General features: G+C 65.6%; 14 protein-coding genes. 6 read left to right on the top strand and 8 right to left on the bottom strand.

From position 1 onward, the window contains the following. Positions 1-116 precede the first annotated feature (116 nt). The 3 genes from ABR323_RS19400 to ABR323_RS19390 all read left to right on the top strand — a co-directional run bounded on the left by ABR323_RS19400 (position 117) and on the right by ABR323_RS19390 (position 2,062). Complete coding sequence (locus tag ABR323_RS19400) at positions 117-1,265, top strand: acyl-CoA dehydrogenase family protein (RefSeq protein WP_439450471.1); 1,149 nt, start codon at positions 117-119, stop codon at positions 1,263-1,265. A 122-nt stretch (positions 1,266-1,387) separates the two neighbouring features. Further along, the gene (locus ABR323_RS19395; RefSeq protein ID WP_439450470.1) at positions 1,388-1,702 is read left to right on the top strand and encodes a hypothetical protein; all 315 of its coding nucleotides are present in this window, start codon (positions 1,388-1,390) and stop codon (positions 1,700-1,702) included. A gap of 96 nt (positions 1,703-1,798) precedes the next feature. Further along, positions 1,799-2,062: a hypothetical protein gene (locus ABR323_RS19390; protein WP_439450469.1), complete on the top strand. Its 264-nt coding sequence runs from the start codon at positions 1,799-1,801 to the stop codon at positions 2,060-2,062. Between the two features lie 313 nt (positions 2,063-2,375). On the opposite strand, the gene ABR323_RS19385 is transcribed toward ABR323_RS19390, so the two are convergent. Genes ABR323_RS19385 through ABR323_RS19375 form a run of 3 tightly spaced genes read right to left on the bottom strand, consistent with a single transcriptional unit; the run spans position 2,376 to position 7,489 of the window. Beyond that, on the bottom strand, positions 2,376-5,549 hold the full coding sequence (locus tag ABR323_RS19385; RefSeq protein ID WP_439450468.1) for a multidrug efflux RND transporter permease subunit: 3,174 nt from the start codon (positions 5,547-5,549) through the stop codon (positions 2,376-2,378). 15 nt (positions 5,550-5,564) lie between these two features. Then, the gene (locus ABR323_RS19380; RefSeq protein ID WP_439450467.1) at positions 5,565-6,833 is read right to left on the bottom strand and encodes an efflux RND transporter periplasmic adaptor subunit; all 1,269 of its coding nucleotides are present in this window, start codon (positions 6,831-6,833) and stop codon (positions 5,565-5,567) included. Then, positions 6,833-7,489 carry a TetR/AcrR family transcriptional regulator gene (locus tag ABR323_RS19375; RefSeq protein WP_135274413.1) on the bottom strand — a complete coding sequence of 219 codons (657 nt, stop codon included), beginning with the start codon at positions 7,487-7,489 and terminating at the stop codon, positions 6,833-6,835. The genes ABR323_RS19380 and ABR323_RS19375 overlap by 1 nt, the downstream gene beginning before the upstream one ends. A gap of 250 nt (positions 7,490-7,739) precedes the next feature. Here ABR323_RS19375 and ABR323_RS19370 point away from each other — a divergent pair, with 250 nt between their 5' ends. The 3 genes from ABR323_RS19370 to ABR323_RS19360 all read left to right on the top strand — a co-directional run bounded on the left by ABR323_RS19370 (position 7,740) and on the right by ABR323_RS19360 (position 14,689). Further along, the gene (locus ABR323_RS19370) at positions 7,740-12,716 is read left to right on the top strand and encodes an NAD-glutamate dehydrogenase (protein WP_439450466.1); all 4,977 of its coding nucleotides are present in this window, start codon (positions 7,740-7,742) and stop codon (positions 12,714-12,716) included. 206 nt (positions 12,717-12,922) lie between these two features. Next, positions 12,923-13,696 (top strand): NAD kinase, encoded by a 774-nt coding sequence (locus ABR323_RS19365; protein ID WP_046982638.1) that lies wholly within the window; start codon positions 12,923-12,925, stop codon positions 13,694-13,696. A gap of 48 nt (positions 13,697-13,744) precedes the next feature. Then, on the top strand, positions 13,745-14,689 hold the full coding sequence (locus ABR323_RS19360) for a 5'-nucleotidase (RefSeq protein WP_012511563.1): 945 nt from the start codon (positions 13,745-13,747) through the stop codon (positions 14,687-14,689). Between the two features lie 281 nt (positions 14,690-14,970). On the opposite strand, the gene ABR323_RS19355 is transcribed toward ABR323_RS19360, so the two are convergent. From ABR323_RS19355 to ABR323_RS19335, 5 genes are read right to left on the bottom strand one after another with little or no spacing between them, the layout of a single operon-like run. After that, entirely contained in the window at positions 14,971-15,522 is a 552-nt protein-coding gene (locus ABR323_RS19355) for a DUF2939 domain-containing protein (protein WP_135274388.1), read from the bottom strand. A 42-nt stretch (positions 15,523-15,564) separates the two neighbouring features. Further along, positions 15,565-16,545, bottom strand: a complete 981-nt coding sequence (locus tag ABR323_RS19350; RefSeq protein WP_439450465.1) for an aldo/keto reductase — start codon at positions 16,543-16,545, stop codon at positions 15,565-15,567. Beyond that, positions 16,545-17,231, bottom strand: coding sequence for a DUF2461 domain-containing protein (locus ABR323_RS19345; RefSeq protein ID WP_439450464.1), 687 nt, complete (start codon positions 17,229-17,231; stop codon positions 16,545-16,547). The genes ABR323_RS19350 and ABR323_RS19345 overlap by 1 nt, the downstream gene beginning before the upstream one ends. Further along, a complete protein-coding gene (gene sbcB / locus ABR323_RS19340) occupies positions 17,228-18,667 on the bottom strand; it encodes an exodeoxyribonuclease I (protein ID WP_439450463.1) in 1,440 nt (479 codons plus the stop codon). Before sbcB ends, ABR323_RS19345 begins: the two co-directional genes overlap by 4 nt. Next, on the bottom strand, positions 18,667-20,034 hold the full coding sequence (locus ABR323_RS19335) for an FAD-dependent oxidoreductase (protein ID WP_439450462.1): 1,368 nt from the start codon (positions 20,032-20,034) through the stop codon (positions 18,667-18,669). Before ABR323_RS19335 ends, sbcB begins: the two co-directional genes overlap by 1 nt.

The raw sequence follows: 20,034 nt of genomic DNA, 5'->3' as shown, positions 1-20,034 counted from the left end.
TGAAAGGGCCTGCCGTGGTCAAGTCGCTGGCGTACGGATGTGCGTGGGCCCGGTACAATCGGGACACCTGGACGCGCCTTGCGTGGCCCAATTCATCATGTACCCGGGAGGGTGTTGTGGATTTCAGCTTTACTGAAGAGCAGTTGATGCTGCAGGACGTGGCGCGGCGCATCGCGCAGGAAAAGATCGCACCGAGCGCGGAGCACCATGACCGTACCGGCGAGTTCCCGCTGGAGAACATCCGCCTGCTGGGTGAGAACGGCCTGATGGGCATCGAAGTGCCGGCCGAGTATGGCGGCGCCGGCATGGATCCGATCGCGTACGTGCTGGCGATGGTGGAGGTCGCCGCCGGTGATGCTGCGCATTCGACCATCATGTCGGTCAACAACTCGCTGTTCTGCAACGGCATCCTCACCCACGGTACCGAGGAACAGAAGCAGAAATACGTGCGTGCCATTGCCGAGGGCGAGGCCATCGGTGCATTCGCGCTGACCGAGCCGCAGTCGGGTTCGGACGCCACCGCCATGCGTTGCCGCGCCGTGAAGCAGGCCGACGGCACCTACGTCATCAACGGCAAGAAAAGCTGGATCACCTCCGGCCCGGTAGCCAAGTACATCGTGCTGTTTGCGATGAGCGAGCCGGACAAGGGCGCGCGTGGCATCACCGCGTTCATGATCGACACCGACAAGGCCGGTTTCGGTCGTGGCAAGACCGAACCGAAGCTGGGCATCCGTGCCTCGGCCACCTGCGAGATCGAGTTCAACGATTACGTGGCGCAGGCCGAAGACGTACTGGGCCAGGAGGGCGAGGGCTTCAAGATCGCCATGGGCGTGCTCGACGCGGGTCGCATCGGCATCGCGTCACAGGCCATCGGCATCGCCCGAGCCGCTTATGAAGCAACGATCGAGTATGTGAAGGAGCGCAAGGCCTTCGGTGCCGCCATCGGTACCTTCCAGATGACCCAGGCCAAGATCGCCGACATGAAGTGCAAGCTGGACGCGGCACTGCTGCTGACCCTGCGCGCGGCATGGGTGAAGGGTCAGGGCAAGCGCTTCAGCAACGAAGCCGCCATTGCCAAGCTTACCGCTTCGGAAGCAGCGATGTGGATCACCCACCAGGCGGTGCAGATCCATGGCGGCATGGGTTATTCCAAGGAAATGCCGCTGGAGCGCTACTTCCGTGATGCCAAGATCACCGAGATCTACGAAGGCACCTCGGAGATCCAGCGCCTGGTGATCGCACGCAACGAGACCGGCCTGCGCTGAGTCGCAACGGCCGCGCCGCTGCAACGGCGGCGCGGCCAGTAGAGCCACGCCATGCGTGGATGAGGTCGTTGCCTGGTGCTTCTGCCCATCCGTCGGCCAGGAACTGGAAGAGGAACCGAGTCATGGACGCGTTGATCGAACGCATCGACCAGTTGAGTGCGCCCGGTGCGTTTCTGGATTTCCATGTGGATCCCGGGTTGCCCTTGCTGGGACAGTTGGGTGCGTTGAAAGAGGATCTTCTGCAGTGGCAGTTGCCTGGTGGCAAGGTGCTCGACGTCGGTTGGTATCCCGAGTTCGATGCTTCTGGCAGCTTCCGCATCCTGCTGATCGACGGAACCGATTGGGACGTCCCGCTGTTCAGCGCTCAGGCGCATTCGCTGTCGCAGCTACAAGAACAACTGCGACTGGCCGTCGCCCACGCAGGCTGGAAGGTCTAGAGCCGGACGACTGCCGCAGGAATCGGGTATCCGGTGCGGCAAGGCATTTTCTGCATTGAGAGCGCTTCAAAGATGATCTATCGCGGTTGGGGAATCATGACACTGGTGACGCCGATTGCAGCCATCCTGCTGCTGGCGTACTTCTTTCCGCATGAGGGCCCCAGGGGCAACATTCCGCTGCAGCAGGTGCTGCTGGGTGCAGGCATCGGCGCTGCCGTGAACGTGCTGCTGGGGCTGTGGCTGAACCGTGTGCCCCGGCAGAAGGGCGAGGCCGCGCCGCATCATTTCTTCTTCGTGCCGATGCAGTGGGCGGCGCTGGTTCTCGTGGCGGTGTGCGTGGTGGTTGCACTGCTGCACTGAGACGTCAGCTTGGAATGCGCCAACTAAGGTTGGCGACTACCGGGCCGCCCACAGCTTGGTATGCGCCAACCGCCGGGTCGTCCACAGGTTGGCATACGCCAACCACTGGCTCGTCCACAGGTTGGCATACGCCAACCACTGGCTCGTCCACAGCTTGGCATGCGCCAACCACCGGGTCGTCCACAGCCCTGGTAGGTGCCAACCTTGGTTGGCACGAATCGAAGAGCCGCCAACCAAGGTTGGCCTCTACCCAGCGGCAAGTAAAAAGGCCCCGGATCGCTCCGGGGCCTTTTCATTTCAGCTCACCACCGGATCAACGGTCCGGGCGGTGCGCGGATTCCGCGTCACGCTGGCGTTCCATGAACTCCTTGGAGGGTTCATCCAGCTTGTCGCCCAGCATGCGCCGCACGACCACGAAGAACACCGGGATCATCAGCAGGCCGAGCAGGGTAGCGAACAGCATGCCGCCGATCACGCCGGTACCGATGGCATGGCGGGAGTTGGCGCCGGCACCACTGGAGATCGCCATCGGGATCACGCCCATGATGAACGCGAACGACGTCATCAGGATCGGGCGGAAGCGCAGGCGGGCTGCCTCGATGGTGGCATCGCGCAGGTTCTTGCCTGCTGCACGCTGTTCCACCGCGAACTCGACGATCAGGATCGCGTTCTTCGCCGCCAGGCCGATCACGGTGATCAGGCCGATCTTGAAGAACAGATCGTTGGGCAGGCCACGCAGCATCGACAGGCCGAGTGCGCCCAGCACGCCCAGCGGAACGACCAGCAGCACCGCCACCGGGATCGACCAGCTTTCATACAGCGCGGCCAGGCACAGGAACACCACCACGATGGACAGCACCAGCAGCAGGGTCGCGGCGTTGCCGGCCAGGATTTCCTGGTAGGACATGCCCGACCAGTCGTAGCCGAAGCCGGCCGGCAGGTCGTCGGCGACGATCGCTTCCATGGTCTGCATCGCTTCACCCGAGCTGGTACCCGGTGCCTGCGAACCGACGATGTTGATCGCCGAGTAGCCGTTGTAGCGGCTCAGCGACGGCGGTGCCGATACCCACTCGGATTTGACCACCGTGTTCAACGGAATCATCGAGTTGGTGCCATCGGCATTCTTGACCAGGCTGGATGGGCTGTAGAAGCTCTTCAACGACTCCTGGCCGGTGCGGTACGGACCATCGGCCTGCATGGTCACGCGCTTGATGCGGCCTTCGTAGAAGAAGTCGTTCACGTACACCGGGGCCAGCATCAGCTGGATGGTGCTGTAGACGTCGGACACCGACATGCCCATCGTCTGCGCCTGCACGCGGTCGACATGCAGCTGCAGCTGCGGGGCGTTCTCCAGGCCGTTCGGGCGCACGCCGACCAGATGGTCAGGCTTCTGCGCGGCCTGGCCGAGCAGGATGTTGCGCGCCTGGGTCAGCTGTTCGTAGCCGGCACCGCTGCGGTCCTGCAGCCACATGTCGAAACCGCCGAACTGGCCCAGACCCTGCACGGTGGGCAGGTTGACCACGAAGATCTGCGCTTCCTTGATGCCGTAGAACGCGCCGTTCATGTTCTGGATGAACTCGGGCGCGGTGAACTTGCGTTCTTCCCACGGCTTCAGGCGGATGAAGCCCATGCCCACGTTCTCACCGGAACCGACGAAGCTGAAGCCGGCCACCTGCAGCATGCCTTCATAGCCATCCTGCTTTTCCAGGACGCCACGCATCTGCGCGAACACTTCGTTGGTCTGGCCCTTGGTCGAGCCCGGCGGCAGCTGCACGATCGCCAGCGCATAGCCCTGGTCTTCTTCCGGCAGGAAGCTGCCCGGCATGCGGGTGAACAGGAAGCCGCACAGTGCGGTCAGCACCACGAACAGGATCATCCAGCGCGGCGCATGGCGCACCGCGGAGGTGATGTGACCCACATAAGTGTGGCTGATCTTGTCGTAGTACTTGTTGAAGGTGCGGTAGATGATGTTCGGGTTGTCGTTGTGCGTCGGCTTGAGGAACGTCGCGCACAGCGCCGGGGTGAAGCCCAGGGCCAGGAACGCCGAGAACGCCATCGAAATGGCGATGGTCAGCGCGAACTGCTTGTAGATCTCACCGGCCGCACCGCCCTGCAGGGCCGAGGGGATGAATACCGCAGCCAGCACCACGGTGATCGCCACCACCGCGCCGGTGATCTGGGTCATCGCCTTCTGCGTGGCCGGCTTCGGCGCCAGGCCTTCCTCGGTCATGATGCGTTCGACGTTCTCGATCACCACGATCGCGTCATCGACCACGATGCCGATCGCCAGCACCATCGCGAACAGGGTCAGCTGGTTGATCGTGAAGCCGATCATCCACATGCCCAGGAAGGTGCCGAGCAGGGCCACCGGGATGACCAGGGTCGGGATCAGGGTGGCGCGGAAGTTCTGCAGGAAGATCAGCATCACCAGGAACACCAGCAACACCGCTTCGAACAGGGTCTTGACCACTTCCTGGATCGAGATCTTGACGAAGGTGGTGCTGTCGTACGGCGAGAACCAGGTCACGCCGGACGGGAAGCTGGGCTGCAGTTCGTCCATCTTGGCGCGCACCGCATCGGCCACGTTCAGGGCGTTGGCGCCCGGCAGCAGCTGGATGGCGAAGGCACCGGTCGGCTTGCCGTTGTACTGGGTATCGAAGCCGTAGTTGTTGGCGCCGAAGGCAACGCGGGCGATGTCCTTCAACAGCACGCGCGAGCCGTCAGCATTCGCGCGCAGGATGATGTTCTCGAACTCCTGCGGCGAGCTGAAGCGACCTTCGGCCGAGACGGTGGCGGTGAAGTGCTGGCCTTCCGGCGACGGGTCCGAACCCAGCGCACCGGCAGCGAACTGCACGTTCTGCGCACGCACCGCCGCCAGTACCTGGCTGGCCGACAAACCATAACCCTGCATCTTTTCCGGGTTGAGCCAGATGTTCATGGCGTACTCGGAGCCGAACTGCTGGGTGCTGCCGACGCCGGGGATACGCGAGACCTGGTCGAGCACGCGTGAACCGACGATGTCGTTCAGGGCATCACGGTTGATGGCCGGCGTGTCGGACTGCAGCGCGATCACCATCAGGAAGCCGGCGTTGGCCTTGGCCACCACCACGCCCTGTTGGGTCACTTCCGAAGGCAGGCGTGGCGTGGCCAGCGATACCTTGTTCTGCACCTGCACCTGGGCGATGTCCGGATCGGTACCGGTCTCGAAGGTCAGGGTGATCGAGGCACGGCCATTGGAGGCGGACGAGGAGCTGAAGTACAGCAGGTGATCGATACCGGTCAGCTGCTGCTCGATCACCTGGGTGACCGATTTTTCGGTGGTATCGGCGCTGGCGCCCGGGTAGGTGGCCGAGACGGTCACCTGCGGCGGGGCGATGTTGGGATAGGACTCCACGCCGAGGTTGAGGATCGCGATCACGCCGCTGAGCGAGATCAGGATCGCCACCACCCAGGCGAAGACTGGATGTTCGATGAAAAATTTAGGCATGACGGAAGGTTCCCGTTACTGCTTGTTCGAATCGGTGGCGGCCGGCTTGGCCGGATCGGCCTGCTCGGGCTTGGCCGCGTCGGCCGGTGCCTTGCCTGCGGCCGGTGCTGCACCCGCCGGAGCGGCGCCGCCTGCAGCAGGCTTGCCGTTGGCGTCCTGGCCCGGGGTCCACGGCTTGGCCACCGCCGGTGCACCCTCCTTGACCTTCTGCACACCGGCCACGATCACCTTGTCACCGGCGGCCAGGCCGTCGCTGACCAGCCAGTTGCCGTTCTGCGCACCATCGGTCTTCACGTTCTTGCGGACGACCTTGCCGTCGGTGCCGACCACCATCACGTAGCCACCGGTGGTGTCACGCAGCAGGGCCTGCTGTGGCACCAGATAGGCGTTGTTGCGCTCGCCCAGATTGGCCTGGAAGCTGACGAAGGCGCCCGGTAGCAGGATCTGCTGCGGGTTCGGCAGCTGCGCACGCAGCGATACCGCGCCGGTGGCCGGATCGACCGTGGTCGAGGAGAAGTCCAGGGTGCCGGGTTCGCTGTAGGTGCTGCCGTCGGCCAGCTTGACGTTGACCGTGGCCTTGCCGTCGCCGGACAGCGCCAGCGCGCCCTTGGCCTGCTGCGCGCGCAGCTGGGTCAGCTCGTCCACGCTCAGCGAGAAGTTCACGTACAGCGGGTCGAGCTGGTCGACCGTGGTCAGCAGGGTCACATCGCCCTGGCCGACCAGTGCGCCTTCGGTCACCTGCTGCTTGTTGGCCACGCCGCTGATCGGTGCGGTCACTTCGGTGTAGCCCAGGCTGATGCGCGAGGAGGTCACTGCCGCTTCGGCCTGCTTGACCGCGGCCAGCGCGGTGCGTTCGGCCGATTCGGCGTTGTCCAGGTCGGACTTGGAGACGAACTGCTGCGGCGCCAGCGAACGGGCACGGTCGGCGGCAACCTTGGCATTGGCATAGGTTGCGCGGGCCGAGGCCAGCTGGGCCTCGGAGGCGTTGAGCGAGGCGCGCAACGGGGCCGGGTCGATCAGGAACAGGGTCTGGCCCTGCTTGACCTGCGAGCCTTCCTGGTAGACGCGCTTGAGCAGCACGCCCGGCACGCGCGCGCGTACGTCGGCGCTGCGGAACGGCGACAGGCGGCCGACCAGCTCACGCTGCAGCGGCAGCGTCTGCGGCTTGGCGTCGATCACGCCCACCTCCGGCGGCGGGGGCATCTGCTGTTCCGGCTTCTTGCAGGCAGCCAGAGCCACAGCAACGGCGCACGTCAGGGCAAGGGTGCGGAGTGGGGCGGTCATCAGGAGGAACTCCGGGGTTGGTTTGTAGGCGGGGCCGGCGACGGCTGAGGCGCGAAGGCGCGCAGGAAGCTGTCGACGGAGAATTCTGCCCAGCGCCGACGCAGCAGCGCGTCATCACGATGGGGGGTATGGAAGCGCTGTTTGTCGAAATCCTGACCGGCGATCATGCTCAGCAGCAGTTCGGCCATGAAGTGCGGGTCGTCATGCCGCAGCTGCCCCTTCCTGCAAACGGTTCCAATCCATTCAGCAAGATGAAGCGTAAGTGCGCCGGCGCCATGCCGGTACAGCGTACGCGCCTCTTCGGGAAACTGGGACGCGTCGGCGGCGATCAGCCGACAGGCCTGGCCCACGTGCGGTTGGTTGAAATGCTCCAGGAAGTCGATGGCGAACTGGAGCAGGCTGGCACGCAGGTCGTCACTGCGGAGTGCACGAACCATGGCCCCGGTGGCGTGGCCGACATGGCGCTGCATCACCCGGCGCAGCAGCTCCTGCTTGCTGCCATAGCGCGAATACAGGGTCTGCTTGGAGCATCCGGCGTGCTGGGCCACCGCGTCCATGCTCATCTGCATGCCCTGTTGGGCCAGCAGTTCGCGCACGGCGTCGAACACGCGCTCATCGCGCGCGTCGAGGGCAACGGGGAGGTAGGCCGGATTCACGCGGTGGACTATACCGTCCAGTTCAGGATTGTGGAATCGCATCGGTGTCGCCGCGTGTGTCTTCCGGTAACACGCTTTGCCGATCCTGTCGGCAGTGCTGCATGACAGGATCACTCCATACCGGAGCGAACTGAATAGGCGTCTAAACCGCAGCAAACCCGAATCTGGTTATTCCGTCCTGCAGCAAGGCCTTTTCGTGCGGTAGGGCTACAATTTCATTTTCCCAACTGAGCAAGCGCCCCGCTCTGCCATGAAACCGCAAAAGACCGCAGCCAAGACCGTGAAAAACAAGACCAAACCAGCAGAGTCGGAGGTCGCAGTGACCGCTGGTTTCTCCCTGGAGCCGGTGTACACGGCCTTGCGCAAGCGCTACCCGGCGGCCGCACAGGCCGAAGCAGTGGCTTTTGCCACTGATTTCTACAAGCGCATGGAGGCGGACGAGTTCCCGCACCACAGTGCTGAAGAGTGGGCCGCGCTCGCGGCTGAAACGCTGGAGTTCGCCCGTGCCCGCAAGTCCGGCAAGGCCAATGTCCGTGTCTTCAATCCGACCGCGAAGACCAACGGTTGGGAGTCGCCGCACACCGTGCTGCAGATCGTCAACGACGATATGCCGTTCCTGGTCGACACCGTCACCATGTCGCTGGCCGAACAGGGCGTCGGCGTCCACGTGCTCGGCCACCCGGTGCTGCGCTTCACGCGCGACAAGGCCGGCAAGCTGACCACGGTCGGCGACGGCCAGCTGGAATCGGTGATGCTGCTGGAGATCGACCGCCAGCCGGCCGAAGCCATGGCCGCCATCGAGCAGGCGATCAACAAGGCACTGGATGAAGTGCGTGCCATCGTGCGCGACTGGCAGCCGATGCAGGACAAGGCGCTGGCACTGGCCGACGACCTCGGCGGCCGCCAGCTGCCGGTCGACGATGCCTCGCGCAAGGAAGCCCAGGAATTCCTGCGCTGGGCCGCCGACAACCACTTCACCTTCTTCGGCTACCGCGAGTACCGCGTTGAGAAGCAGGGCAAGGAAGAGGTGCTGGCGCCGCTGAACGACACCGGCCTCGGCCTGATGCGCGGCAAGGACAAGTCCGCCGCACGTCCGGTCAAGACCCTCGCCGCGCAGGGCCTGAACACCACGTCCGGGCTGAAGGACGCGCTGATCCTGACCAAGACCAATGCCCGTTCGCGCGTGCACCGCGCCGGTTACATGGACTATATCGGCGTGCTGGAATTCGACGCCAAGGGCAAGATCATCGGCGAGCAGCGCTTCCTCGGCCTGTTCACCTCCAGCGCCTACAACCGTCGCCCGTGGGAAATCCCGCTGGTGCGCCAGCGCTACGAACACGTGATGAAGCAGTCCGGCCTGGCCGGCTCCAGCCACAGCGGCAAGGCGCTGCGCCACATCCTGGAAACCCTGCCGCGCGAAGAACTGTTCCAGTCCAGCGAGGACGAGCTGTTCCGCACCGCCATGGGCGTGCTGGGCCTGCAGGAGCGCGTGCGCAGCCGCTTGTTCCTGCGCCGTGACAAGTACAGCCGTTTCATTTCCGCGCTGGTCTACCTGCCGCGCGAGCGCTTCAACACCGACGTGCGCCTGCGCATCGAAGCGATGTTGAAGGAAGCGCTGCACGGCGAGTACGTGGACAGCTCGGTCGTGCTGGGTGAATCGCCGCTGGCCCAGGTGCACCTGATCGTGCGTCCCAAGCCGGGCGAAATGCTCGACGTCGATACCGCCGAACTGGAGCAGAAGCTGGCCCAGGTGCTGCGCAACTGGCAGGACGATCTGCGCGAAGCGCTGGTCACCCGCCACGGTGAAGCCGAAGGCCTGCGCATCGCTGCGCGTATCGGCAAGGCGCTGCCGGCCGGTTACATCGAGGACAACAGCACGGCGGTTGCCGCCAACGATGTCAGCCAGCTCGATGCGCTGACCGGTCCGGATGACCTGCGCCTGAGCCTGCAGGCGGTGCCGCGCGAATCCGGCGATGGCCTGCGCCTGAAGCTGTACCGCCAGCTGGATGACATCCCGCTGTCAGACGCGCTGCCGATGATGGAAAACATGGGCCTGCGCGTGATCGCCGAACGTCCGTACCGCCTGTCGGTGGACAACGCGCCGGTGTACGTGCAGGACTTCGAGGTCGAATCGACCGCCGGCGCGATCGATGCGGCCAGCGTCGATGAAGCCTTCGGCGAGACCTTTGCCCGCGTCTGGCACGGCGATGCCGAGAACGATGCCTTCAACCGCCTGGTGCTGGCTGCTGGCCTGCACTGGCGCCAGGTCGCCATGCTGCGTGGTTACTGCAAGTACCTGCTGCAGACCGGCGTGCCGTTCTCGCAGGCGTACGTGGAAGGCACCTTCACCCGCTACCCGCTGCTGGCGCGCCTGCTGGTGGAACTGTTCGAAGCCCGCTTCGATCCGGCCACCGGCCACGAAAGCAAGGACGACATCGCCGCCGGCCAGGCCCAGCTGAAGGCCCACCTCGACGTGCTGGCTGCCGGTGACGAGGCCACCCTGAAGGTGCTCAAGACCGTCGTCGATGCCCGCAAGGGTGACCGCGATGCACAGATGCAGGCCGCGCGCGATGCGCTGCTGAAGCTGATGGACCGCGTGTCGAGCCTGGACGAGGACCGCATCCTGCGTTCCTTCATGGGCGTGATCGATGCAACCCTGCGCACCAGCTACTACCAGACCGATGCCAACGGCCAGCACGGCCATGTCATCAGCTTCAAGTTCGATTCGGCACTGGTGCCGGACCTGCCGAAGCCGCGTCCGTACCGCGAAATCTTCGTGTACGGCCCGCGTGTTGAAGGCACCCACCTGCGCTTCGGTGCCGTGGCCCGTGGTGGCCTGCGCTGGTCGGACCGTCGCGAAGACTTCCGTACCGAAGTGCTGGGCCTGGTCAAGGCGCAGATGGTGAAGAACACCGTCATCGTGCCGGTCGGCGCGAAGGGCGGCTTCTTCGCCAAGATGCCGCCGGTGAATGGCGATCGCGATGCGATCTTCGCCAACGGCGTGGCCTGCTACAAGCTGTTCATCCAGGGCCTGCTGGACATCACCGACAACATCGTCAACAACAAGATCGTGCCGCCGGTGGATGTCGTGCGCCACGACATGGACGATCCGTATCTGGTGGTGGCCGCCGACAAGGGCACCGCGACCTTCTCCGACATCGCCAACGGCCTGGCCATCGCGCACGGCTTCTGGATGGGCGACGCGTTCGCCTCCGGTGGTTCGGTCGGTTACGACCACAAGGGCATGGGCATCACCGCACGCGGTGCGTGGGAGTCGGTCAAGCGCCACTTCCGTGCGCTGGGCCGTGACAGCCAGAGCCAGGACTTCACCGCCGTCGGTGTGGGTGACATGTCCGGCGACGTGTTCGGCAACGGCATGCTGCTGTCGCGCCACATCCGCCTGCTGGCCGCGTTCGATCACCGCCACATCTTCCTGGACCCGAACCCGGATGCAGCCACCACGTTCGTTGAACGTGAGCGCCTGTTCACCGTGCCGCGTTCGAGCTGGGCGGACTACGATGCCAAGCTGATCAGCAAGGGCGGCGGCGTGTACCCGCGCAGCCTGAAGTCGATCGAGATCACCCCGCAGGTGCGCGAGGTGCTGGGTCTGGACGAGAGCGTCAAGGCACTGTCGCCGAACGACCTGATGAGCGCGATCCTGAAGTCGCCGGTCGACCTGCTGTGGAACGGCGGCATCGGTACCTACGTCAAGGCCGCCAGCGAGCAGCACAGCGATGTCGGCGACCGCGCCAACAACGCGCTGCGCGTGAATGGTGGCGAGCTGCGCTGCAAGGTGGTGGGCGAGGGTGGCAACCTGGGCATGACCCAGCTCGGCCGCATCGAAGCCGCCCAGGCTGGCGTACTGCTAAACACCGACTTCATCGACAACTCGGCCGGCGTGGATACCTCCGACCATGAAGTCAACATCAAGATCCTGCTCAACGATGTGGTGCGGGCCAAGAAGCTGACCGTCGAGCAGCGCAACAAGCTGCTGGCGTCGATGACCGACGAGGTCGCCGCGCTGGTGCTCAACGACAACTACCGCCAGAACCAGGCCCTGAGCCTGATGGAGCGGATGGCGGTCAAGCGCCTGGGTTCCAAGCAGCACTTCATCCGTACGCTGGAACAGCAGGGCCTGCTGGATCGCCAGATCGAGTTCCTGCCGTCCGATGCCGAGCTGTCCCAGCGCAAGGCGCGCGGCCAGGGCCTGACCCGTCCGGAACTGTCGGTGCTGCTGTCCTATTCCAAGCTGGTGGCGTTCGCCCAGCTGCTGGATTCGGACATCCCGGAAGACCCGTACCTGTCCAAGGAACTGCAGCGCTACTTCCCGACCCCGCTGCAGAAGAAGTACGCCGACGCGATGGAGCGTCACCGCCTGAAGCGCGAAATCATCGCCACGGCCGTGACCAACCAGACCATCAACCGCATGGGCGCCACCTTCCTGATGCGCATGCAGGAAGACACCGGCCGTTCCATCGCCGAGGTCGCCAAGGCGTACACCATCAGCCGCGAAACGCTGGATGCCCGCGCGCTGTGGGCACAGATCGACGCCCTCGACGGCACCCTGCCGGAGTCGGTGCAGATCGACGCGCTGGAAGTGATCTGGAAGCTGCAGCGCTCGTTCGTGCGCTGGCTGCTGTCGCGCCCGGGCCCGATGCCGGGCATCACCGAGGCGGTCAACCGCTACCAGGGTCCGTTCAACGACATCCGCGTTGCTTCGGGTGTGCTGCCGGATTCGCAGCGTCCGACCTACGAAGCCCTGGTGGCCGAGTGGAAGGAAAAGGGCCTGCCGTCTGCGCTGGCACAGCAGCTGGCCGAGCTGCACTTCCTGGAGCCGGCGTTCGACATCATCGAACTGGCCCGTACCCGCAAGCTGAAGCCGGTGGATGTGTCCAAGATCCACTTCCGCCTCGGCGACGCACTGCAGCTGCCGTGGCTGTTCGAGCAGATCGATGCGCTGGAGGTCAATGGCCGCTGGCACGCGGTGGCACGTGGCGTGTTGCGTGACGAGCTGGCTGCACACCACCGCAGTCTGGCTGGCCAGGCACTGGGCACCAAGGGCAGCAGCGCTGAAGCCAAGGTGGCTGCGTGGATCGGTCGTGACGACAGCAGCCTGCGCTTCACCCTGGCGATGCTGGCTGAACTGGCTGAGCAGAAGACGCTGGATTACCCGACCGTTTCGGTCGCGGTGCAACGCCTGGGCCAGCTCGCTGCCCACGGCGCGTAACTGATGTAGTGCCGGGCCATGCCCGGCATGCGTGAACCGGAACGGCCCCGCGAGAGCGGGGCCGTTCTGCTTCTGGGTATCTGCCATTCGCCGGGCATGGCCCGGCGCTACCGGTGAACGTCGGTTCTGGTAGCGCCGGGCCATGCCCGGCGAGCGCAGCGGCGCTCGGTTATGCTCTCCCTCAAGCCTTCCCCCCGGATCCACCGATGAGCGACACCCCCCGCATCGCTTTCCTGGCCAGCACCACCGAGCCCGCGCAGATGGCCCGCGCGGCCATGGTGTCGCGCTATGGCGACCACGCGCCGGACCAGGCTGATGTGCTGTGCCCGCTGGGTGGCGACGGCTTCATGCTGCAGACCCTGCATCGGCATGGGCATCTGGGCAAACCGGTATTCGGCATGAAGCTGGGCACGGTTGGCTTCCTGATGAACCAGTACCGCGGCGACGATGACGTGCAGGCGCGCATCGCCCGTGCCGAACCGGCCAACCTGCGACCGCTGGAGATGGTGGCGCTGACCGAATCGGGCACCAGCACCGGTTCGCTGGCCTACAACGACGTGTCATTGCTGCGCCAGACCCGGCAGGCGGCGCATATCGGCATCGACCTCAATGGGCAGGAACGCGTGGCCGAGCTGATCGGCGATGGCGTGCTGGTGGCCACCCCGGCCGGCAGCACCGCCTACAACTATTCGGCGCACGGTCCGGTGCTGCCACTGGGCTCGCATACCATCGCGCTGACGCCGCTGGCCCCGTACCGGCCACGGCGCTGGCGCGGTGCCATTCTCAAGGCCGATACCGAGGTGCGCTTCCGCGTGCTTGATCCGTACAAGCGCCCGGTCAGCGTCACCGCCGATTCGCACGAGACCCGCGATGTGGTCGAGGTCACCATCCGAGAGTCCAAGGACCGCCGGGTGACCCTGCTGTTCGACCCGGAACACAACCTGGAAGACCGGATCCTGAGCGAACAGTTCGTTTTTTGAGGACAATAGGCCGCCGGCCCCGCCGATCGCTTTGAAGGACCCCCACCGATGGGCGACAACTCCCCCCGTTTGCTGACCGTCGCGGTGACCTCGCGCGCCCTGTTCGACCTCGAGGAAAGCCACGCGCTGTTCGAGAGTGATGGTGTGGCGGCCTATGCCGAGTTCCAGCGCCAGCACGAGGACGACATCCTCGGCCCCGGCGTGGCCTTCCCGGTGGTACGCAAGCTGCTGGCGCTGAACCAGGGCGCCAGTCCGGAGAACCCGCGCGTCGAGGTGATCCTGCTGTCGCGCAACTCGGCCGATACCGGCCTGCGCATCTTCAATTCCATCCAGCATTACGGGCTGGGCATCATCCGCGCGACGTTCACCGCCGGTGAGCCGACCTGGCCGTACGTGAAGCCGTTCGGCACCGATCTGTTCCTGTCGGCCAACCCGGAATCGGTGCGCAGTGCCCTGCGTCATGGCATTGCCGCGGCGACCATCCTGCCCAAGCCGCCGGGTGAAACCGCAGCTGCAGCGGCCGACCAGATCGATATCACGCGCCCGGCCGGGCAGCTGCGCATCGCTTTCGATGGCGATGCGGTGATCTTCGGTGATGAGAGTGAGCGCATCTCGCGCGAACAGGGCGTGGAGGCATTCGGCCGTCATGAGCGGGAGCGCGCCCGTGAGCCGCTGAGCGGTGGGCCGTTCCGCGGCTTCCTGTCGGCCCTGCATACGCTGCAGGAAGTGTTCCCGGCCGGCGACAGCGCACCGATCCGCACCGCGCTGGTGACGGCGCGTTCGGCGCCGGCGCATGAGCGGGTGATCCGTACCCTGCGCGAGTGGGGCGTGCGCCTGGACGAGGCGCTGTTCCTTGGCGGCCGCCACAAGGGCCCGTTCCTGCAGGCGTTCGGCGCCGACATCTTCTTCGATGATTCGCAGCACAACATCGACAGTGCCCGCGAGCATGTGGCCGCCGGCCACGTCCCGCACGGCGTCGCCAACGAAGGCTGAAACCATACCGGGTGGGTGCCAACCGTTGGTTGGCACTGCGGCGCATCGGCGCCCACCCAGATGGGAGCTACCAGAACGCCGCGCCCCGGTAGCTGCCAACCTTGGTTGGCACCATCTTGGATCCATGCCCACCAAGGTGGGCATCTACCAGAGCCCTATGCTCCCGGTAGTCGCCAACCTTGGTTGGCACCATCTTGGACCCATGCCCACCAAGGTGGGCATCTACCAAAGCACCATACTCCCGGTGGGTGCCAACCGTTGGTTGGCACTGCCGTTACCGGTCAATGCGCGACCGACATCCCAAGCTGCAGGTCCACTACCTTCCAGCGCAGGCCCTGCGGCTCCAGCACCACCTTCAGTGGCGGCTGGCCGGGGCCGCGATCGACGTCGATCACGAAGCGATCCAGCGCCTCGAAGTGGTGTTCGGCATGTTTCAGCGGTCGCGCCGGTTCGGTTGGTCCAAACGCATCGCCGCCCTGCAGTTCGTTGCGGCCACGCTTCCAGAGCACGTGGCCCTGCAGCATTGCGCCGATACCAGTAGGGGTCACCATCGTTTCCACTGCGGCGCCACCCAGCTGGTCGCCCAGGCCATACAGCAGGGCGCCGAAGGGGCTGGCTGCCATATCAGGCCCGGCCTGGCGCACAAGGTAGTCGTTGAGCTGGGCGCGCACACTGCTGCGCACCCGTGGAAAGTCGACGTAGCGCTCCAGTCGGGCGGTGTCGCGTTGCTCGATGGCCTTGGACAGGCCGTGTACGGTCATGTATGGGCCGCCGAACCACCAGGCGGCCAGCGCCAGGACCAGCAGGATCACCAGTGCAGTGAGCTTCTTCATGCTGTCCAGACTGCCGTAATGCCGGCGGCAACAGGTGAAGGCTCAATGACTGGGCGAGCCCCGGCCGTCACCGAATGCCTCCACCAGCTGTTGGCGTTCGGCCGCGGTCAGCGCTTCCAGCCGCGTTGCCAGTATTTCGTCCAGGCTCTGGGTGCGGGTGGTGCCGAGGATGCCGCTGGCAACGCCAGGGTGGCCGAGTGCGTAGGCAAAGGCAGACTGGGCCGGACGCTGGCTGTGGATCGCGGCCAGCGCCCGACGCATCTGGCGGGCGCTGCGCATCAGCTGGCGGCTGCTGGGCTTGAGCCAGGCCCGGGCGAGGTACCAGGCATCTGCCGGGCGGGGCAGGCGCGGGCGTGACGGCAGGAGGTGGCCCTGTGCCAGCACGGTACCGGCCAGTACCCCGATGCCGACTGCCTGCAATCGATCAATGAGCGGCTCGCGATCCTGCTGCAGCGCGTTGTAGTCAAGCAGCACCACGTCGAACAACGTGGGGTTGTCGATCATCCAGCGCAGGGTCGACGCCGTATGCGTGTTGATGCCGGCGTGCCGGATCAGCCCGCGCTCGCGCAGGCGCTGCAGCGCAGCGAGCAGGTCGTCGTTGATGTCGTGTTCGCTGGCGCCATGCAGCTGGTAGATGTCCAGATGGTCCAGGCCGAGGTTGCGCAGCGAGGCCTCGCAGCTGGCGGTGATCGCAGCGGGTGAGAAGTTGCGCTGCTCGGCACCGCTGATGCCGGCCTGACCGGTGAGCGTGCCGCCCTTGCTGGAGATCACCAGTGAATCGCGCGGGTACTGCTTCAGCAACGCGCGCAGGATGCGGCCCAGCCGCGGTTCGGCATGGAAGCCGGAATAGTTGTGACCGGTATCGAGCAGGTTCACGCCCTGTGCCAGCGCATGCTCGACCACGTTCGCGGCCGTCTGTTCGGAGAAGCGGCGATGCCCCCAGAAGCCGGAACAGCCCAGGCCGACCGGCGAAACCGCCAGGCCGGTGCGGCCCAGCGTGCGGCGTTGGTGCGCCAACGGCATCAGAATTCCAGATCCAGCGCCGCGCACAGGTAGTCGACGAAGGGGCCGAGAGCGGCCAGGTCCTTGCCCAGCGTGGACAGCAGGCGCGGGCCGGTCATCGTGGCGTCGTCCAGCGAACGCCACATCACCCAGTTGCGGTGCTTGAGGTCATCGATGAACTCGAAGTCGGCCGGGAAACCGCGCGGTGGCCGCACCAGCTTCTCGCTCTCTTCGAAGTCGAAGCGCTTGCGCAGGGCCGGCGCATGCGCGGCGGCTTTCCAGCTGCCGGGGTTGTCGAGGATGAAGTGGCGGACGCGGCGCTGGGTTTCCGGTTCGGGATGCCACAGACCGGCGCCCACAAAGCTCTCGCCCGGCTGCAGGTGTACGTAGAACGAGGGTGCAGCCACTTCGCGGCGGCGCTCATGGAACAGGCGCGCGCCCTGCCAGGTTTTGTACGGGGATTTGTCGTTGGAAAAGCGCGCATCGCGATGGATGCGGAACAGTGAGCCGCCGACGCCGCGGGTATCGGCGCGGAAGTGCTCGCTGACCTCGGTCAATGCCGGTTGCAGGTCGTCGAGCAGGCGCAGGAACGGCTGCCGTACGTGGTCTTCATACTGCTGGCGGTGGTCGTTGAACCACGTCTTGTCATTGTGCCGCGCCAAGCTGCGCAGGAATTTGAAGCTGGCGTCCGAGAAGTAGGTGCTCACAGGGTCTCCTGCAGGTGCTGGCCCCAGTCGCGCAACGACTGCAGCAGATCCTGGCGCCGCGCGTCATCGGGCGCTTCGGCAGCCAGTGCATCAAGTTGCTGGTGGTACTGGGGCAGGTTGAGTTCGCCCAGCCCGCCGTCTCCCAACAGGCGCTGGCGGCGGTAATCCTGCCAGCGCTGGCGTTCATCCGGTGCGAGAGTGTCCGGATGGTTGCGCGCACGGTAGCGGAACAGCAGCTCCGGCAGGCGCGGGTCGCGGAAACGGCCTTCCAGTGCGGCCAACTGCTCCGGCGCGGTGGTGCGTGCCAGTGCCAGCAGCGGCTTGTCGCCAGCACCGAGGAAGCCGTCGTACAGGGAGGCATCGACGTCGGCCACGGTGGCGGCGCGGGGTTGGTTGTAGACCTGTCGCGCCTTCTCGGCCAGTTGCGGGGCGAACGCGCGCAGGCGCTCAACCTTGGCCTCGATCGCGGCCACGTCCAGGCCGAGGCGCTCGTGGTCATCGGCGCGCAGGTGGTTCCAGGCAATCAGTGCCGGCACTTTGTTCAGGTGCACTTCCTTCAGCGGCACCCGCGCTACGCCTTCGGGCAATTCGCTGGCGCGCATGTACAGGCGCTGTGCGATCACCTCGGCCGGCAGTTCCAGCAGGTCGTCGATCTCGCCGTCCAGGTCGAACACGATCGCCCGGTTGTTGATGGTGGGATGCATCGACAGCGGGAGCACCGGTGCCGCGCACAGGCGGCTGGCCGGGTAGCGCATGGAGATGTGCAGCACCGGTTTCATCGCGGCAACGTCCAGCAGGCTGCCGACGAAGCGCTTGTCGCGCAGCTTCAGGGCGTAGTCCCACAGCCGTGGCTGCGACTGCTTGAACAGGCGAGCCATGCCGATGGTGGCGCGCACGTCGGAAAGTGCTTCGTGCGCATCGCCCTCGCGCACGTTGTTGGCCTCGGCCAGGTGCTCGAGCTTGAATGAGGTGGCGCCGTCCTCGCGCAGCGGCCATTGGATGCCGTCCGGGCGCATCGCGCGCATCAGCCGCAGCATGTCCAGCAGATCCCAGCGCGAATTGCCGTTGCGCCACTCGCGTTCGTACGGGTCGTGGAAGTTGCGGAACAGCCCGTAGCGGACGAATTCATCGTCGAAGCGCAGGGTGTTGTAGCCCAGTGCGCAGGTGCCGGGGCGTGACAGCTGTTCGTTGATGCGGTCAAAGGCTTCGGCCTCGCTGATGCCTTCGGCCAGCGCATGCTGCGGGGTGATGCCGGTGACCAGAGTGGCCATCGGTGAAGGCAGCAGGTCATCGGCCGGGCGTACGAAGAAGCTGACCGGGGTGTCGATCTCGTTGAGGTCGGCGTCGGTGCGGATCGCGGCGTATTGCGAGATACGCGTGCGCCGCGGGTCCTGGCCGAAGGTTTCCAGGTCGTAGAACAGGAAGCTGTCGGCCATCAGTGTGCGCCCTCCAGGACCGGCAGCTGCGCATGGATCAGCGCTTCCAGTGCAGCCCAGTCGATGTTGTCCAATGTGGTGTGGCCGGTGGTCGCTGCCACCAGCATGGCGCGCTGCAGGTCGGTGCGACGCAGCGCTTCGGCGTAGGGAGTGTGCAGGAAAGTGACCATGGTGTAGTGCGGCACGAAGCGGGTTGGCCAGCGCCGCTGCAGCTCCTGTTCCAGCTCACGCTGCAGCAGGAAGGCGGGGTCGGCTACGCGGTCACGCATCTCCAGGTAATTCTCCAATGCCATCTGCTGGATCGCACGGGCATTCGGCTTGCGCTCGCGCTCGAACGCAGCGAACGCGCCTTCCAGGTCGTCCGCCTCCATCAGGTGGCGGGCCAGCGCCACGCAGTCTTCGAACGCGCAGTTCATGCCCTGGCCGTGGAACGGCACCATTGCATGCGCCGCGTCGCCGATCAGCACGGCTTGGCCCTGCTGGTGCCAGCGTTCCAGGGTGAGCGTGCCGAGCAGGCCCGGCGGATGCTGTTCCCAGTCCGCGCGCAGGTTCGGGATCAACGGCAGGGTGTCGGCAAACTCGCGTGCAAACAGCGCCTCGGCCTGTGCGCCGGTGTTGACCGTGGCGAAGCTGGGGTCGCCCTGGTTGGGCAGGAACAGGGTGACGGTGAAGGTGCCCTCATGGTTGGGCAGTGCGATGCACATGTAGTGGCCACGGGGCCAGATGTGCAGCGCATTGCGCTCGATGCGGAAGCCACCGTCTGCGCTCGGCGGGATCTCCAGTTCCTTGTAGGAGTGATCGAGGAAGGCGATGTCCTCGCCCAGCGGCGCACGTCGGTTCATCGCCGCGCGCAGGGCCGAGCCGGCGCCGTCGGCACCGATCAGGGTGTCGAAGCGGATGTCGTGTGGGCTGTCGTCACGGTCATCGATGAAGCGCGCATAGCCGGCATCAAAATCGACAGTGTGCAGTCGGCGATGGAAGTGCACGGTGGCGCCGGCCTGTTCGGCCAGCTCCAGCAGCGTGGTGTTCAGGTCGCTGCGGTGGACCGACCAGATCACCTCACTGTCATCGCGACCATAGCGCTGCAGCTGCGGCTCGCCTTCGCGCGGGTGCACCATGCGACCGCGCATCATCACCGCGCGCGCCATGACCTCGTCTTCCACGCCGGCCTGGCGCAGCGCATTGCGCCCACGCTCGGCCAGCGCCAGGTTGATCGAACGGCCACTCTCGTAATCGGCCACGCGCGGGTCGCCGCGGCGTTCGTACAGGGTGATGCGCCAGCCTTGTCGTGACAGCAGGATGGCCAGCAGGGACCCGGCGAGGCCGGCACCGATAATGCTCAACGAGCGGGAGGCGTGTGCGATCAA

Origin of the sequence: Stenotrophomonas sp. ATs4 (assembly GCF_051861585.1) — a bacterium.
GTDB classification, from domain to species: Bacteria; Pseudomonadota; Gammaproteobacteria; order Xanthomonadales; family Xanthomonadaceae; genus Stenotrophomonas; species Stenotrophomonas maltophilia_AS.
Note: the sequence above shows the minus strand (reverse complement) of the source record. Positions and strands in the feature narration are given on the sequence as shown.

Bases quoted from the DNA above. Each gene is read 5' to 3' on its own strand.
- ABR323_RS19390 (WP_439450469.1), top strand. From the start codon at position 1,799: ATGACACTGGTGACGCCGATTGCAGCCATCCTGCTGCTGGCGTACTTC.
- ABR323_RS19385 (WP_439450468.1), bottom strand. From the start codon at position 5,549: ATGCCTAAATTTTTCATCGAACATCCAGTCTTCGCCTGGGTGGTGGCG.
- ABR323_RS19355 (WP_135274388.1), bottom strand. From the start codon at position 15,522: ATGAAGAAGCTCACTGCACTGGTGATCCTGCTGGTCCTGGCGCTGGCC.
- ABR323_RS19350 (WP_439450465.1), bottom strand. From the start codon at position 16,545: ATGCCGTTGGCGCACCAACGCCGCACGCTGGGCCGCACCGGCCTGGCG.
- ABR323_RS19395 (WP_439450470.1), top strand. From the start codon at position 1,388: ATGGACGCGTTGATCGAACGCATCGACCAGTTGAGTGCGCCCGGTGCG.
- sbcB (WP_439450463.1), bottom strand. From the start codon at position 18,667: ATGGCCGACAGCTTCCTGTTCTACGACCTGGAAACCTTCGGCCAGGAC.
- ABR323_RS19365 (WP_046982638.1), top strand. From the start codon at position 12,923: ATGAGCGACACCCCCCGCATCGCTTTCCTGGCCAGCACCACCGAGCCC.
- ABR323_RS19360 (WP_012511563.1), top strand. From the start codon at position 13,745: ATGGGCGACAACTCCCCCCGTTTGCTGACCGTCGCGGTGACCTCGCGC.
- ABR323_RS19370 (WP_439450466.1), top strand. From the start codon at position 7,740: ATGAAACCGCAAAAGACCGCAGCCAAGACCGTGAAAAACAAGACCAAA.
- ABR323_RS19380 (WP_439450467.1), bottom strand. From the start codon at position 6,833: ATGACCGCCCCACTCCGCACCCTTGCCCTGACGTGCGCCGTTGCTGTG.